14 protein-coding genes are annotated in these 14,209 nt (G+C 59.9%); 4 read left to right on the forward strand and 10 right to left on the reverse strand.

What is annotated here, in order from left to right; all coding sequences use genetic code 11:
- Positions 1–18: 18 nt before the first annotated feature.
- Together ptsP and PMI31_RS00010 are read right to left on the reverse strand one after the other, a co-directional pair.
- Positions 19–2,298 carry a phosphoenolpyruvate--protein phosphotransferase gene (gene ptsP / locus PMI31_RS00005; RefSeq protein WP_008015350.1) on the reverse strand — a complete coding sequence of 760 codons (2,280 nt, stop codon included), beginning with the start codon at positions 2,296–2,298 and terminating at the stop codon, positions 19–21.
- A 22-nt stretch (positions 2,299–2,320) separates the two neighbouring features.
- Positions 2,321–2,800: an RNA pyrophosphohydrolase gene (locus tag PMI31_RS00010; protein WP_003229203.1), complete on the reverse strand. Its 480-nt coding sequence runs from the start codon at positions 2,798–2,800 to the stop codon at positions 2,321–2,323.
- Between the two features lie 143 nt (positions 2,801–2,943).
- Between PMI31_RS00010 and PMI31_RS00015 the strand changes: the two genes are divergently transcribed.
- Positions 2,944–3,600 (forward strand): HAD family hydrolase, encoded by a 657-nt coding sequence (locus PMI31_RS00015; protein WP_008015351.1) that lies wholly within the window; start codon positions 2,944–2,946, stop codon positions 3,598–3,600.
- Between the two features lie 74 nt (positions 3,601–3,674).
- On the opposite strand, the gene PMI31_RS00020 is transcribed toward PMI31_RS00015, so the two are convergent.
- Positions 3,675–4,100: a DUF2269 domain-containing protein gene (locus PMI31_RS00020; protein WP_008015352.1), complete on the reverse strand. Its 426-nt coding sequence runs from the start codon at positions 4,098–4,100 to the stop codon at positions 3,675–3,677.
- A gap of 39 nt (positions 4,101–4,139) precedes the next feature.
- Positions 4,140–5,654, reverse strand: a complete 1,515-nt coding sequence (gene ilvA / locus PMI31_RS00025) for a threonine ammonia-lyase, biosynthetic (RefSeq protein WP_008015353.1) — start codon at positions 5,652–5,654, stop codon at positions 4,140–4,142.
- A gap of 323 nt (positions 5,655–5,977) precedes the next feature.
- On the opposite strand from ilvA, the gene rpiA reads away from it, so the two are divergent.
- Positions 5,978–6,652, forward strand: coding sequence for a ribose-5-phosphate isomerase RpiA (gene rpiA / locus PMI31_RS00030; RefSeq protein WP_008015355.1), 675 nt, complete (start codon positions 5,978–5,980; stop codon positions 6,650–6,652).
- A 111-nt stretch (positions 6,653–6,763) separates the two neighbouring features.
- Here rpiA and PMI31_RS00035 read toward each other — a convergent pair whose 3' ends face one another.
- From PMI31_RS00035 to PMI31_RS00050, 4 genes are all read right to left on the reverse strand, one after another.
- Complete coding sequence (locus PMI31_RS00035) at positions 6,764–7,681, reverse strand: SdiA-regulated domain-containing protein (protein WP_008015357.1); 918 nt, start codon at positions 7,679–7,681, stop codon at positions 6,764–6,766.
- 118 nt (positions 7,682–7,799) lie between these two features.
- On the reverse strand, positions 7,800–8,726 hold the full coding sequence (locus PMI31_RS00040) for an SdiA-regulated domain-containing protein (RefSeq protein ID WP_008015358.1): 927 nt from the start codon (positions 8,724–8,726) through the stop codon (positions 7,800–7,802).
- 146 nt (positions 8,727–8,872) lie between these two features.
- Positions 8,873–9,538 (reverse strand): fumarylacetoacetate hydrolase family protein, encoded by a 666-nt coding sequence (locus PMI31_RS00045; RefSeq protein ID WP_008015360.1) that lies wholly within the window; start codon positions 9,536–9,538, stop codon positions 8,873–8,875.
- Positions 9,539–9,575: 37 nt separating this feature from the next.
- Entirely contained in the window at positions 9,576–10,970 is a 1,395-nt protein-coding gene (locus PMI31_RS00050) for an FAD-binding oxidoreductase (RefSeq protein WP_043302073.1), read from the reverse strand.
- A gap of 204 nt (positions 10,971–11,174) precedes the next feature.
- Here PMI31_RS00050 and serA point away from each other — a divergent pair, with 204 nt between their 5' ends.
- Positions 11,175–12,404: a phosphoglycerate dehydrogenase gene (gene serA / locus PMI31_RS00055; protein WP_008015363.1), complete on the forward strand. Its 1,230-nt coding sequence runs from the start codon at positions 11,175–11,177 to the stop codon at positions 12,402–12,404.
- A 62-nt stretch (positions 12,405–12,466) separates the two neighbouring features.
- On the opposite strand, the gene PMI31_RS00060 is transcribed toward serA, so the two are convergent.
- A complete protein-coding gene (locus PMI31_RS00060; RefSeq protein ID WP_008015365.1) occupies positions 12,467–12,892 on the reverse strand; it encodes a DUF4399 domain-containing protein in 426 nt (141 codons plus the stop codon).
- Positions 12,893–13,027: 135 nt separating this feature from the next.
- Here PMI31_RS00060 and PMI31_RS00065 point away from each other — a divergent pair, with 135 nt between their 5' ends.
- Positions 13,028–13,612: a transporter substrate-binding domain-containing protein gene (locus tag PMI31_RS00065; protein WP_008015367.1), complete on the forward strand. Its 585-nt coding sequence runs from the start codon at positions 13,028–13,030 to the stop codon at positions 13,610–13,612.
- A gap of 109 nt (positions 13,613–13,721) precedes the next feature.
- Here PMI31_RS00065 and PMI31_RS00070 read toward each other — a convergent pair whose 3' ends face one another.
- Positions 13,722–14,207 (reverse strand): DUF523 domain-containing protein, encoded by a 486-nt coding sequence (locus PMI31_RS00070; protein ID WP_008015369.1) that lies wholly within the window; start codon positions 14,205–14,207, stop codon positions 13,722–13,724.
- Positions 14,208–14,209: the final 2 nt, after the last annotated feature.

Consider the following 14,209-nt stretch of genomic DNA (forward strand, 5'->3'; position numbering starts at 1 on the left):
GATGGGGCCATTGAATGTTTAAAGGGGCTTGACCGCAGCCGGGTTGATCATCCGTGCCAGCCCGAGGTTCTTCAGCGCCAGCTGCAGCGAGCTGTGAATCACTTGCGGGTTGTCGATGGTCATCAGTTCCGCCAGCAACTCCTTGGCCTTGCTGAGGTTGATCTGACGCAGCATCCACTTCACCTTCGGCAAGTTGGTGGCGTTCATCGACAGGCTGTCGAAACCCATCGCCATCAACAGCACGGCCGCCGCCGGGTCACCGGCCATTTCACCGCAGATGCTCACCGGCTTGCCTTCGGCATGGGCGTCGCGCACGACGGTTTGCAAGGCTTGCAGCACCGCCGGGTGCAGGTAGTCGTAAAGATCGGCCACCCGCGGGTTGTTGCGGTCCACGGCCAGCAGGTACTGGGTCAGGTCGTTGGAACCGACCGAAAGGAAGTCCACTTGCCGCGCCAGTTCCTTGGTCTGATACACCGCCGCCGGAATCTCGATCATCACGCCAACCGGCGGCATCGGTACGTCGCAGCCTTCGTCGCGCACTTCGCCCCAGGCCCGGTGGATCAGGTGCAGGGCTTCTTCCAGCTCATGGGTGCCGGAGATCATCGGCAGCAGAATCCGCAGGTTGTTCAGGCCTTCACTGGCCTTGAGCATGGCCCGGGTCTGCACCAGGAAAATTTCCGGGTGGTCGAGGGTGACGCGAATGCCACGCCAGCCGAGGAACGGGTTGTCTTCCTTGATCGGGAAGTACGACAGCGACTTGTCGCCGCCGATGTCCAGGGTGCGCATGGTCACCGGTTGCGGGTGGAACGCGGCGAGTTGCTCGCGGTAGATCGCCAGTTGCTCCTTTTCGCTCGGGAAGCGCTGGTTGATCATGAACGGCACTTCGGTACGGTACAGCCCGACGCCCTCGGCGCCACGCTTCTGCGCCCGCGCCACGTCGGCCAGCAAGCCGGTGTTGACCCATAGCGGCATGCGGTAGCCATCGACCGTGATACACGGCAGGTCGCGCAACGCGTCCAGCCCCAGGGCCAGTTGTTTCTCTTCCTCGACCACTTCGGCGAACTGCTTGCGCAGCACGTCGCTGGGGTTTGTATAGACCTCGCCCCGGTGCCCATCGACGATCATGTCGATGCCATCGACTTTGGAATACGGCAGATCGACCAGGCCCATTACCGTCGGAATACCCATGGCGCGTGCCAGGATCGCGACGTGGGAGTTACCGGAACCGAGTACCGAAACCAGGCCCACCAGCTTGCTTTCCGGAACCTCGCCGAGCATTGCCGGCGTCAGTTCCTCGCTGACCAGAATGGTGTTGTCGGGGTAGACCAGAGTTTGCTGGCGCTCTTCCTGCAAATAAGCCAGCAAGCGCCGACCGAGGTCCTTGACGTCCGAGGCACGCTCGCGCAGGTAAGCGTCGTCCATCAATTCGAAACGGTTGACGTGATCGGTGACCACCTGGCGCAACGCGCCCTGGGCCCACTGACCGGTCTTGATCACCGTGGTGACTTCGTTGCCCAGCGCGGCATCGTCGAGCATCATCAGGTAGACGTCGAACAAGGCCCGCTCTTCCGGGCGCAACTGCGTGGCAAGCTTGGCGGACAACGCGCGCATGTCGGCGCGTACGCCTTCGATTGCGGTCTTGAACAGCCCCAGCTCGGCTTCGATGTCGGTGATGTTCTTGTCGGGCACCACGTCCAGGTCCGCCGGTGGCAGCATGACCACCGCCGTCCCGACTGCCGCACCCGGCGAACCCGGCACGCCGATGAACTTGGCCTCCTGGATACCTTTGCCCTGACGGCCCAGGCCACGGATCGAACCGGTGGCTTCGGCGTGGGCGATAACGCCGGCGAGCTGCGCGCTCATGGTCACGAGGAAGGCTTCTTCACCCTCATCGAACTGGCGACGTTCTTTTTGCTGGATGACCAACACGCCGACGACGCGGCGGTGGTGAATGATCGGCGCCCCGAGGAACGAGGCGTAGCGCTCCTCGCCGGTCTCGGCAAAGTAGCGGTAGCGCGGGTGATCCGCGGCGTTTTCGAGGTTCAGGGGTTCTTCACGCGTGCCGACCAGGCCGACCAGACCTTCATTGGGGGCCATGCTGACCTTGCCGATCGAGCGCTTGTTCAAGCCCTCGGTGGCCATCAGCACGAAACGGTTGGTCTCGGGGTCAAGCAGGTAGACCGAGCAGACCTGGCTGCCCATGGCCTCTTTGACGCGCAACACAATAATCCCCAACGCCGCCTTGAGATCCTTGGCGGAGTTAACTTCCTGGACGATCTTGCGCAGCGTATTGAGCATGGCTCGGGGTCGAACTCCGTCGTCAGTCGCGCGCTAAAAGGCGCGGGGCAAGCTCTTTGAGGGCGCGGCGATACACCTCGCGCTTGAATGTCACCACCTGGCCCAACGGATACCAATAGCTGACCCAGCGCCAGCCATCGAATTCCGGTTTACCGGTCAAATCCATCCGCACCCGCTGCTCGTTGGAGATCAGGCGCAGGAGAAACCATTTCTGTTTCTGGCCGATGCACAGCGGTTGGCTGTGGGTACGTACCAGACGTTGCGGCAAACGATAGCGCAACCAGCCCCGGGTGCAGGCGAGAATTTCAACATCTTCGCGCTCCAGGCCTACTTCTTCGTTCAGCTCGCGGTACAAGGCGTCTTCCGGCGTCTCTTCGGGGTTGATTCCCCCCTGCGGAAACTGCCAGGCATCCTGATTGATTCGGCGAGCCCATAGCACCTGGCCGGCGTCATTCGTCAGAATGATCCCGACATTGGGGCGAAAACCATCGGGGTCGATCACGGCAACAACCTCGCAAACGCATGTCGCCGCATTGTTCCACAAAGGTCGTGAAGGCGGCAACGAAGGTTCCTACCTTATGTGCACTCTTGTGAAAAGACCGTATTCTTGTCGCCTTTTTACTGACTTTTCAGCGGGTAACTGCAATGCGCCTGGCTTTATTCGATTTGGACAACACTCTTCTGGGCGGTGACAGTGATCACGCCTGGGGCGATTACCTGTGCGAGCGCGGCTTTCTCGACGCCGTTGCCTACAAGACTCGCAACGACGAGTTCTATCAGGATTACCTGGCCGGCAAGCTGGATAACGACGCGTACCTGAACTTCTGCCTTGAAGTCCTCGGCCGCACCGAAATGGCCACGCTGGATCAGTGGCACAGCGACTACATGCGCGACTGCATCGAACCGATCGTGCTGCCCAAGGGACTTGAGCTGCTGAAGAAGCACCGCGATGCCGGCGACAAACTGGTGATCATCACGGCGACCAACCGCTTCGTCACAGGCCCCATTGCCGAGCGCCTGGGCGTCGACACCCTGATCGCCACCGAGTGCGAAATGGTCGATGGCCGCTACACCGGACGCAGCACCGATGTGCCGTGCTTCCGTGAAGGCAAGGTGACGCGGTTGAATCGCTGGCTGGAGGAAACCGGGTATACGCTGGAAGACAGCTACTTCTATAGCGACTCGATGAACGACTTGTCGTTGCTGGAGCAGGTGACGAACCCGGTGGCGGTTGATCCGGATCCGAACCTGCGGGCCGAGGCCGAGAAGCGTGGCTGGCCGGTGATTTCGTTGCGCGACTGATATAGCTATCGCTGGCAAGCCAGCTCCCACAGGGATCTGGCTTGCCCGCGATTGGGGCAACCCGGCTTGAAGTGTTAGACCGGCTTGGCGCCCATCAACCCGGCAATGGCAACAAAGCAAACAAAGCTGAACAACGCCAAGGCAAAGGTGAATTTACCCGCGCCCCCCGGCGTCTTGCGCAGCTTGTTCAGCCGCACCAGCAACCAGAACCACGCCAGCGCCGCCACGGTGTAAAGCACGCTGGAGGCCAGCAACCAGGTCTGCCCCAGCGGCCAGCCCACCAGATGCACCATCCACCAGCCGGTAAACGGCATGCTCAGCAGCGCCAGCCCCATCAACAGCCAGACAAATACGCGTGGCCGTTGCAGGGTGCGGCTTGCCGCTGTCGCATCACCGTTGCGCCGCGCAAGCAAGACCCAGACTCCCAGACCCAGCGCACAAGCCAGCAGTACAACCGTTGCCACCATGTGCGCCGCTTTCAGGGCAGTTAACGTTTCCATTGTTCGATTTCCTTATGACCTGCCCATCAGCGTAGCCCCTCAGCCAAGAAACAGCTGATAGGCCGGGTTGTCGCTTTCGTCCCAGTACGGGTAGCCGATTTCTTCCAGCGCCGCCGGCACCAGGTGGCGCTCGTCGTGGGGCACTTGCAGGCCCGCGACGACCCGGCCATCCGCTGCGCCATGATTGCGGTAGTGGAACATCGAGATGTTCCAGCGCCCGCCGAGTTTGTTGAGGAAGTTGAACAGCGCGCCCGGGCGCTCCGGGAATTCGAAACGCAGAATCACTTCATCGACCACGTGCGCCGCACGCCCGCCCACCATGTGGCGGATGTGCAGCTTGGCCAGTTCGTTGTCGGTCAGGTCCAGCACCGGGAAACCTTGCTCGCTCAGGCTGGCGATCAGTGCGCTGCGCGGGTCGTTTTCCGGGTGAGTCTGCACGCCGACAAAGATGTGCGCTTCGCTGCCGGTGTTGTAGCGGTAGTTGAACTCGGTGATCTGGCGCTTGCCAATAGCCTCGCAGAACGCCTTGAAGCTGCCCGGCTTTTCGGGAATGGTCACGGCGATGATGGCTTCGCGACCCTCGCCCAGCTCCGCACGCTCGGCGACGTGGCGCAGGCGATCGAAGTTGACGTTGGCCCCGGAGTCGATGGCCACGAAAGTCTGGCCGCTGACGCCGCGCTGCTCGACATATTTCTTGATCCCGGCCACGCCCAAGGCGCCGGCAGGTTCGGTGATCGAGCGGGTATCGTCGTAGATGTCCTTGATGGCAGCACAGATTTCGTCGGTGCTGACGGTTATCACTTCATCGACATGATCCTTACAGATGTCAAAGGTGTGCTGACCGATCTGGGCCACCGCGACACCGTCGGCGAAGAGACCCACAGTCGGCAACACCACACGCTCGCCCGCCGCCATGGCGGCTTGCAGGCAATTGGAGTCATCCGGTTCGACGCCGATGATCTTGATGTCCGGGCGCAGGTACTTCACGTATGCGGCGATGCCGGCGATCAGGCCGCCGCCGCCGACCGGGACGAAAATCGCATCCAATGGTTGCGGATGCTGGCGCAGAATCTCCATGGCCACGGTGCCCTGCCCGGCAATGGTGTGGGGATCGTCGTAGGGGTGAATGTAGACGTAGCCTTTTTCATCGACCAGTTTCAGCGAGTACGCCAGGGCTTCCGGGAACGAATCGCCGTGCAGCACCACTTTACCGCCGCGTGAACGCACGCCTTCGACCTTGATCTCCGGGGTGGTCTTGGGCATGACGATGGTCGCTTTCACACCCAGCACCTTCGCCGCCAGGGCCAGGCCTTGCGCATGGTTGCCCGCCGACGCGGTGACCACGCCGCGAGCGCGCTCTTCGTCGCTCAACTGGGTCAACTTGTTGTAGGCGCCGCGAATCTTGAACGAGAACACCGGCTGCAAGTCTTCGCGCTTGAGCCAAATGCTGTTGCCCAGCCGCTCGGAGAGCTGGCGGGCAGTCTGCAACGGGGTTTCTACGGCAACGTCATAAACGCGCGAGGTGAGGATCTTTTTGACGTACTGTTCAAGCATCGGAAAGCATCACTGAGCGGGTTGGGCAGGACCACGGAGTCTAACCCGGCTTTTGTCCGCACGACCACATTAAACCGGTGGTTTTAAGGCCCCCTAAAGAGATCATCACCTGTAGGAGCGAGCCTGCTCGCGAAAAACCCAAGAACACCGCTGGGTATCTGGTTTCAAGCGTTATCGTTCACGACCATCGCGAGCAAGCTCGCTCCTACAGTTGTCGGGGTCACAGGTGTGCGCATTTGACCCGCCAATCGGGCAATGACCTTCCCCGCCCCGAAGCCTATAATGCCGGCCTTTCGTTCTCTCTTCGGCACCTCGGAGCCCGCATGAACCAGGATCAACTCAAACAGGCAGTGGCTCAGGCCGCCGTCGACTTCATCCTTCCGAAACTCGACGACAAGAGCATCGTCGGGGTCGGCACCGGCTCCACCGCCAACTGCTTCATCGATGCCCTGGCCCGACACAAGGGCGCATTCGATGGCGCCGTCGCCAGTTCCGAAGCCACTGCCGCGCGCCTCAAGGGCCACGGGATTCCGGTATACGAACTGAACACCGTCAGCGACCTGGAGTTCTATGTCGACGGTGCCGATGAAAGCGACGAGCACCTGAACCTGATCAAGGGCGGCGGCGCAGCCCTGACCCGCGAGAAAATTGTCGCAGCCGTTGCCAAGACTTTCATCTGCATCGCCGACGCCAGCAAACTGGTGCCGGTCCTCGGCACCTTCCCACTGCCGGTGGAAGTGATCCCGATGGCCCGCAGCCATGTGGCCCGTGAGCTGGTAAAGCTCGGTGGCGACCCGGTCTACCGTGAAGGCGTAGTCACCGACAACGGCAACATCATCCTCGACGTGTTCAACATGCAGATCACCAATCCGGTGGAGCTGGAGACGCAGATCAACGCGATCGTCGGCGTGGTCACCAATGGTCTGTTCGCGGCGCGTCCGGCGGATCTGTTGCTGCTGGGTACAAGCGAAGGCGTGAAGACCCTGCGCGCTGAATAAAGCAACCAGAGAACCCTGTAGGAGCTGGCTTGCCAGCGATAGCGGTGTAACAGCCAACGAACATGTTGAATGTCATGGCCTCATCGCTGGCAAGCCAGCGCCTACAAAAGCCTAGGGTTGTGTTGGCTTCTTGAACACGTAAAACAAATTCGGCTCACTCACCAGGTACAGCGTACCGTCATCTCCCATGGCGATCCCCTCCGCTTGCGGCACGTTTTTCTGCAGACCCTGGCTCCCCTTGCTCAATGACATTGTGCTCAGCGGACGCCCATCCACATCCAGCTCCAGAATCAACCGCGACTCATCCGACAGCGCCAGCAAATGCCCGCTGCGCTCGTCGTACTGCAGGCTCGACAGATCCCGCACAAACATCCCGGCATCACGCTTGGGGTCGTTGATCACATGCACCGAGTAGGATTCTTCAGGATTGAAGCGCGGAAAGCCGTGTACCTCGTAGATCAGCATCGGATCGCGCTCCTTGGCCACGAACAGGCGCTTGCCCACCGAGTCGTAAGCCAACCCCTCGAAGCCCTTGTTGTTGCTCATGTGTACGCCGATGGTCACTTGCTCGGCGTCTGCCGCGTCGACGAAGGTCGTGCCCTGCTCCAGATGAATCTTGATCAGACGCTGCTGGCTTTCGTCAGCGACCACATAGGTGTCGGCGCTGATGAACTCCACCGCCTCGGGATCGCCGAAGCCAACCAGTGCCACACGGCGCAAAATCCTGCCGTCGAGGGACAACTCGATCAACTCGCTTCGCTTATTGGTAACGGTGAACAGGCTTTTGCGCACCGGGTCGTAGGTCAACGCTGAAATGTTTTCAACCTGGCTATCGATCACCTGCGCTTCGGTCACGACCTGATATTGGTCAAGGCCCATGGACCGGGAACTCACCGGCTGCCATAGCGCATGCAGATTGAACCAGGCGCGCTCGAACAGGCGCTGGTACTGACCGAGCGCAATCAATGCGATCAGCGAGACCACCGACAGGATCAGAATCAGGGATTTGGGGCGGGCAAATCGATGCATTCGGGCGGGCTCGGGTTCAAGACAGGCGGATGAAATATCACGCCTGTCTGAACTGAAGCTTAATGGCCACGGACCCGATCCTACAACCGAGCACAGGCAATCCTGCAAATCGTAAACGTCAGTGCTGTTTTTCGAAGCGATAAAACAGGTTCGGCTCACTCACCATGTACAGCGTGCCCGCCTCGTCCATGGCGACGCCTTCGGCACGCGGAATGGTATGTTTCAGGCCGTTGAAGCCACGCAACAGGGTAATGAAACTGACCTGTTCACCCTTCTTGTCCAGCTCCAGCAACAGGTGAGACTCGGCGGACAGTACCAGCATATGGCCGGTCCGCGGGTCGATGGCCAGTGCCGACAGGTTGCGCATATCCAGCGCATGGCTGGCCAGTTTCAGTTTGTCACCGGTAAGGACCTTGCCGTCGCCTTTCCAGACAAACAATGCCGGCGGACGCTCCTCGCCCAGCACCAACTGCTGATTACTCGAGTCCCAGGTGACACCTTCGAAGGCCTTGTTCTGGTCTTTGGAAGGCCCCAGGTCGTATTTCGGGAAATCGGCGATGTTCAGTTCGCGGGTGTCGGCATCGACTTTGACGATAGTGATCAGGTGCTCGCGCTCATCGACAATCGCCAACAGGCCGTTACCCAGTACGGCAACGCCTTCAGGATTGCTCCAACCCACCAGCGGCATTTTGCGCAGCACATCGCCCTGCAACGTCAGCTCGACCAGGAACGGGTTCTTGCCCATGACCGAAAACAGGGTTTTGGTCTGGGGGTCATAGGCCAGGTCCGATGCTTCGTCCTTCTCCATCCCCGGCAACGGCTTGGCATCGATCACAGCCCGATAGTCCGGAAGCCAGACACTGGCCTGACGCTCGGCCGGACTTTTGAATTGCTCTTTCACCCAAAGCACGCCCCGCGCATCCCAGTGCATGGCAAATGCAACGCCGTAGGCGACAACGGCCACCAGCAGTAGCCAGATTTGCCAACGCAGGGCGAAGCGTGAGCGGCGGGCAGGTTTAAGCGTGGAAAGCGGAGGAGTGGCCATCGGAGAATGCGTTCCAGAAATTCAGGCTAGGGGTAATAGCTGCAGGAGCTGGCTTGCCAGCGAAGGCTGGTGTCACAGTCAACATGGATGTTGACTGCCAAGGCCTCTTCGCTGGCAAGCCAGCTCCTACAGGGGGCAGGGGTGGATCAGCGAACGCTGCTGGTAAACCGGCTGGCGCCCGGCAGTTCCAGAACGATCTCATCACCGACATTCAGCGGACCAACGCCCACTGGCGTGCCGGTGAGGATCACGTCCCCGGCCTGCAACGAGAAGCAGCCGGCCATGTGCTGGATCATCGGCACGATCGGGTTGAGCATTGCGCTGCTGTTGCCGTCCTGGCGCACTTCACCGTTGATGGTCAAGCGGATGCCGATGTCGGTCAGGTCGACAAAGGTGCTGCCGGACACGAACGGAGCAATCACTGCCGCACCGTCGAAGGACTTGGCGATTTCCCAAGGCAAACCCTTGGATTTCAGCTCGGCCTGCTTGTCGCGCAGGGTCAGGTCCAGGGCTGGAGCGAAACCGGAGATGGCGTCGAGCACTTCTTCACGACTCGGCTTGGTCGACAACGGCTTGCCGATCAAGACTGCGATTTCCGCTTCGTAATGCACCGAACCGCGCTCGGTCGGAATGCTGAAACCGCCTTCCAGCGGCACCACGCAACTGCCCGGTTTGATGAACAGCAGTGGCTCGGTCGGCACCGGGTTATCCAGTTCCTTGGCGTGTTCGGCGTAGTTACGGCCGATGCACACCACTTTCCCCAACGGGAAATGAATGCGCGTACCGTCGACATACTGGTGCTGATAGCTCATGGACCGACTCCTGGTTCGTAGCTCTTGAATTCGAAAATCAAACAGCGAAGATCTTGCCCGGGTTCATGATGCCATTCGGGTCGAACACCGCTTTGACGGCCTTCATATACTCGATCTCAACCGGTGAACGGCTGTAGGTCAAGTAGTCACGCTTGGTCATGCCCACGCCGTGCTCGGCGGAGATCGAACCGTTGTATTTCTCGACGGTTTCGAACACCCACTTGTTGACGGTGGCGCACTTGGCGAAGAACTCGTCCTTGCTCAGGTTATCCGGCTTGAGGATGTTCAGGTGCAGGTTGCCGTCGCCGATGTGGCCGAACCAGACGATTTCGAAGTCCGGGTAGTGTTCGCCGACGATCGCGTCGATTTCCTTCAGGAACGCCGGGACTTTCGACACGGTAACCGAAATGTCGTTCTTGTACGGCGTCCAGTGGGAAATGGTTTCGGAGATGTATTCGCGCAGCTTCCACAGGTTCTGCAACTGGGTTTCGCTCTGGCTCATCACGCCGTCCAGTACCCAGCCCTGCTCGACGCAGTGCTCGAAGGTTTCCAGGGCATGGTTGGCCACTTCTTCGGTGGTCGCTTCGAATTCCAGCAGTGCGTAGAACGGGCAGTCGGACTCGAACGGCGCCGGCACATCGCCACGAGCCATGACTTTGGCCAGGGCTTTGTCGGAGAAAAATTCGAAGGCGGTCAAGTCGAGCTTGCTCTGGAACGCGTGCAGCACCGGCATGATCGAGTCGAAATCGGCGGTGCCGAGAACCATCGCGGTGAGGTTTTTCGGCGCGCGATCCAGGCGCATGGTCGCCTCGACCACGAACCCGAGGGTGCCTTCGGCACCAATGAACAGCTGACGCATGTCGTAGCCGGTGGCGTTCTTGATCAGGTCGCGGTTCAGTTCCAGCACATCGCCCTTGCCGGTGACGACTTTCATGCCGGCCACCCAGTTACGGGTCATGCCGTAGCGAATCACCTTGATCCCGCCGGCATTGGTGCCGATATTGCCGCCAATCTGGCTGGAACCGGCCGAAGCGAAGTCCACCGGGTAGTACAGGCCTTTTTCTTCGGCCACGTTCTGCAGCTGCTCGGTGACCACGCCCGGCTGACACACGGCGGTGCGGTCAGTGAGGTTTACGTCGAGGATCTGGTTCATGTAGTCGAACGACACGACCACTTCGCCATTGGCTGCCACGGCAGCGGCGGACAACCCGGTACGACCGCCGGATGGCACCAGCGCCACCTTGTGCTTATTGGCCCACAGGACAATGGCCTGGACCTGCTCGGTGGTCTTGGGGAACACGATGGCGGTCGGGGCCGGGGCGAAATGCTTGGTCCAATCCTTTCCGTAAGCATTCAGGGAGTCGGCATCGGTCAGCACCTTGCCAGGCTCAACCAGGGTCTTCAGCTCATCAATCAGGGCAGGATTGGTCATCGACAGAACTCTCGAACAATTCATGGTCATCCTGAGAACGCTTCACGTCGCAGGAATGAGTGTTTAGCGGGGCGCATATGCTAGCATACCGACCCCGCAGCATAGTGCCCAACGGCTGTTCTGCGGCGACGGTTTTGTTGCCGTCCGGGTCAGCATCTGTTGACCATTTCCTGCCATTTTTCTCCGGGATACAGGTTTACGCAGATGAGCAAGACTTCTCTCGATAAGAGCAAGATCAAGTTCCTTCTTCTCGAAGGCGTCCACCAATCGGCTGTCGACGTCCTCAAGGCGGCGGGCTACACCAGCATCGAGTACCTCACTGGTTCTCTGCCGGAAGCCCAGCTCAAGGAAAAGATCGCTGATGCTCACTTCATCGGCATTCGCTCGCGCACTCAACTGACCGAAGAGATCTTCGATCACGCGAAGAAGCTGGTGGCTGTAGGGTGTTTCTGCATCGGCACCAACCAGGTCGACCTGGACGCTGCCCGCGAACGCGGCATCGCGGTGTTCAACGCGCCGTACTCCAACACCCGCTCCGTAGCGGAACTGGTGCTGGCCGAAGCGATCCTGCTGTTGCGCGGCATCCCTGAGAAGAACGCTTCCTGCCACCGTGGCGGCTGGATCAAGAGCGCGGCCAACTCCTTCGAAATCCGTGGCAAGAAGCTGGGTATCGTCGGTTACGGCTCGATCGGTACTCAACTGTCGGTCCTGGCGGAAGGCCTGGGCATGCAGGTGTACTTCTACGACACCATCACCAAGCTGCCATTGGGTAACGCCACTCAGGTAGGCAACCTGCACGAGCTGCTGGCGATGTCCGACATCGTTTCGCTGCACGTACCGGAAACCGCCGCCACCCAGTGGATGATGGGCGAGAAGGAAATCCGCGCTATCAAGAAAGGCGGCATCCTGATCAACGCCGCCCGCGGCACCGTGGTCGAACTGGACGCCCTGGCGGACGCGATCAAGGACAAACACCTGATCGGTGCGGCCATCGACGTATTCCCGGTGGAACCTCGCTCCAACGACGAAGAGTTCGAGAGCCCGCTGCGTGGCCTGGACAACGTGATCCTGACCCCGCACATCGGCGGCTCTACCGCTGAAGCCCAGGCCAACATCGGTCTGGAAGTGGCGGAAAAACTGGTCAAGTACAGCGACAACGGTACTTCGGTATCGTCCGTTAACTTCCCGGAAGTGGCCCTGCCGGCTCACCCTGGCAAGCACCGCCTGCTGCACATCCACGAAAACATCCCGGGTGTGATGAGCGAGATCAACAAGGTCTTCGCCGAAAACGGCATCAACATCTCCGGCCAGTTCCTGCAGACCAACGAGAAGGTCGGCTACGTGGTGATCGACGTCGACGCCGAGTACTCGGACCTGGCGCAAGAGAAGCTGCAACACGTCAAGGGCACCATCCGTAGCCGGGTGTTGTTCTGATCGCGACTTGAGCGACAAAAAAGGGAGCCTTCGGGCTCCCTTTTTCATTCACGGCAACAAAGTTACTTAACGTTGACGGTGATCTTCTCGGAAACGATCGGCGGATCGAACGGCATGTGGTTGCTATCGCCCAGTTCAAGCTGCAAGGTGTGCTTGCCCGGTGTGAGCGTTATTTCAGCCTGGGTCTGCGCACCGCCGAAATGCAGGTGGTTGGCATCCTTGGGGATCGGCGCACCGGCGGCTGGCAGCTCATCGACGTCGATCAGTACGTGGTGATGACCGGTGTTCTTGGTGGTATCACCCGCCGGTGCCAGGGCAATGTTCTCGACCGCGAACTTGACGACGACTGTCTGTGGAATCGTCGCTCCATCCTTGGGAGATACGATGGACACTTCGGCGCCTTTCGGAGCCGGCGTTGCAGCACTGGCCAGCACCGAAACACCCATCAACAGGCCAGCCAAAGCAGCACGTGACATAAAGGTTTTCATTCTCTTCTCCAGTTTTTCCGTAAAATCCGCGTGGTCATGACAACTTCAGAGCCATTTGTTGTCGAAGGCACTCGACAACCATAGCAAAGCGAGCCTGAATCAGAGGGTCGCGATAAAAAATTCAAAGGAGTGACCATGCGCTTTCTGCCTGGCCTGATCTGCCTGCTACCCCTTTTGAGCCCTTTGGCTCATGCCGAACTGATTGACGACGTGAATGACCGCGGCGAATTGCGCATTGCCCTTGAAGCCAATACACCCCCCTTCAACTTCAAGGAAGACGGCAATCTTGCGGGCTTCGAAGTCGAACTGGGTCAAATGCTGGCCAACGAACTGGATGTGCGCGCCGACTTTGTCGTCACCGATTCCAACGATCTGTTGACCGGCGTTGAAAGCGGCAAATACGACATCGCCATCAATCACATCGCAGAGACCCCCGATCTAAAGGATCGTTTCGATTTCAGCGAGCCTTACATTCAGACCCATGCGCAGTTGATCGCGCAGAAAGAAGAGCCGCGCTCCATTCTGCTGGTGCAGTCGCTGACAGAAGAGAAGCCCAAAACCAACCCGGCCGTGAGCCTGGCGATTCCGTTTCAGAAAGGTAATCCGGCGTTCCATGCCAGCCTGGAAAACGCATTGCAGCGAATCAAGGATGATGGGCGACTGCAAGCGCTGGAGCAGAAGTGGTTGGGGGCGGATGCGGATGTGGTGCCGAAACAATAACCTGTAGGAGCTGGCTTGCCAGCGAAGACGGTCTTCCAGCCAACATTTTTATTGACTGTGACGCCCTCTTCGCTGGCAAGCCAGCTCCTACAAGGATGGGTGTTCGGTGTTAACTCAGTGTTGCCAGGGCCGCCGCCGCTTGCGGCAACTCCAACTCACTGAACACCTGCACCCCATGGCGCTTGAGCAGCGCCGCCGTCACGCCCTCACCGCTGACCTTCACGCCGCTGAACGTCCCGTCATAGGTCAACAGATTGCCGCAGGACGGGCTGTTGGCCTTGAGGACGGCGATGCGGATGCCATGCTTTTGCACCAGCTCCAGCGCCTGATACGCCCCCGACAAAAACGCCGCGCTGACGTCCTCGCCTTCGACAGTGATCACCAACGCCTGGCCATCGAGGACTTGCGCGCCCTGCCCGCCTGGAATTTCCGCTGCGGGTCGTGGCGTTGGCAAGCCGCCAGCGACCTCCGGGCACAACGGCACGACCCGCCCTTCATCAAGCCACTGCTGAAGCTGATCGAACGGCCCGCTGGCCCCGCCGTCGTAACGAACCCTGTGGCCCAACAGGCAGCGGCTGACGAGAATTTTTCGCATGA

The organism is Pseudomonas sp. GM55, assembly GCF_000282395.1.
Taxonomy (GTDB): Bacteria; Pseudomonadota; Gammaproteobacteria; order Pseudomonadales; family Pseudomonadaceae; genus Aquipseudomonas; species Aquipseudomonas fluorescens_CC.

Bases quoted from the DNA above. Each gene is read 5' to 3' on its own strand.
- ptsP (WP_008015350.1), bottom strand. From the start codon at position 2,298: ATGCTCAATACGCTGCGCAAGATCGTCCAGGAAGTTAACTCCGCCAAG.
- PMI31_RS00015 (WP_008015351.1), top strand. From the start codon at position 2,944: ATGCGCCTGGCTTTATTCGATTTGGACAACACTCTTCTGGGCGGTGAC.
- PMI31_RS00020 (WP_008015352.1), bottom strand. From the start codon at position 4,100: ATGGAAACGTTAACTGCCCTGAAAGCGGCGCACATGGTGGCAACGGTT.
- ilvA (WP_008015353.1), bottom strand. From the start codon at position 5,654: ATGCTTGAACAGTACGTCAAAAAGATCCTCACCTCGCGCGTTTATGAC.
- rpiA (WP_008015355.1), top strand. From the start codon at position 5,978: ATGAACCAGGATCAACTCAAACAGGCAGTGGCTCAGGCCGCCGTCGAC.
- PMI31_RS00035 (WP_008015357.1), bottom strand. From the start codon at position 7,681: ATGCATCGATTTGCCCGCCCCAAATCCCTGATTCTGATCCTGTCGGTG.
- PMI31_RS00040 (WP_008015358.1), bottom strand. From the start codon at position 8,726: ATGGCCACTCCTCCGCTTTCCACGCTTAAACCTGCCCGCCGCTCACGC.
- PMI31_RS00045 (WP_008015360.1), bottom strand. From the start codon at position 9,538: ATGAGCTATCAGCACCAGTATGTCGACGGTACGCGCATTCATTTCCCG.
- PMI31_RS00050 (WP_043302073.1), bottom strand. From the start codon at position 10,970: ATGACCAATCCTGCCCTGATTGATGAGCTGAAGACCCTGGTTGAGCCT.
- serA (WP_008015363.1), top strand. From the start codon at position 11,175: ATGAGCAAGACTTCTCTCGATAAGAGCAAGATCAAGTTCCTTCTTCTC.
- PMI31_RS00060 (WP_008015365.1), bottom strand. From the start codon at position 12,892: ATGAAAACCTTTATGTCACGTGCTGCTTTGGCTGGCCTGTTGATGGGT.
- PMI31_RS00065 (WP_008015367.1), top strand. From the start codon at position 13,028: ATGCGCTTTCTGCCTGGCCTGATCTGCCTGCTACCCCTTTTGAGCCCT.
- PMI31_RS00070 (WP_008015369.1), bottom strand. From the start codon at position 14,207: ATGCGAAAAATTCTCGTCAGCCGCTGCCTGTTGGGCCACAGGGTTCGT.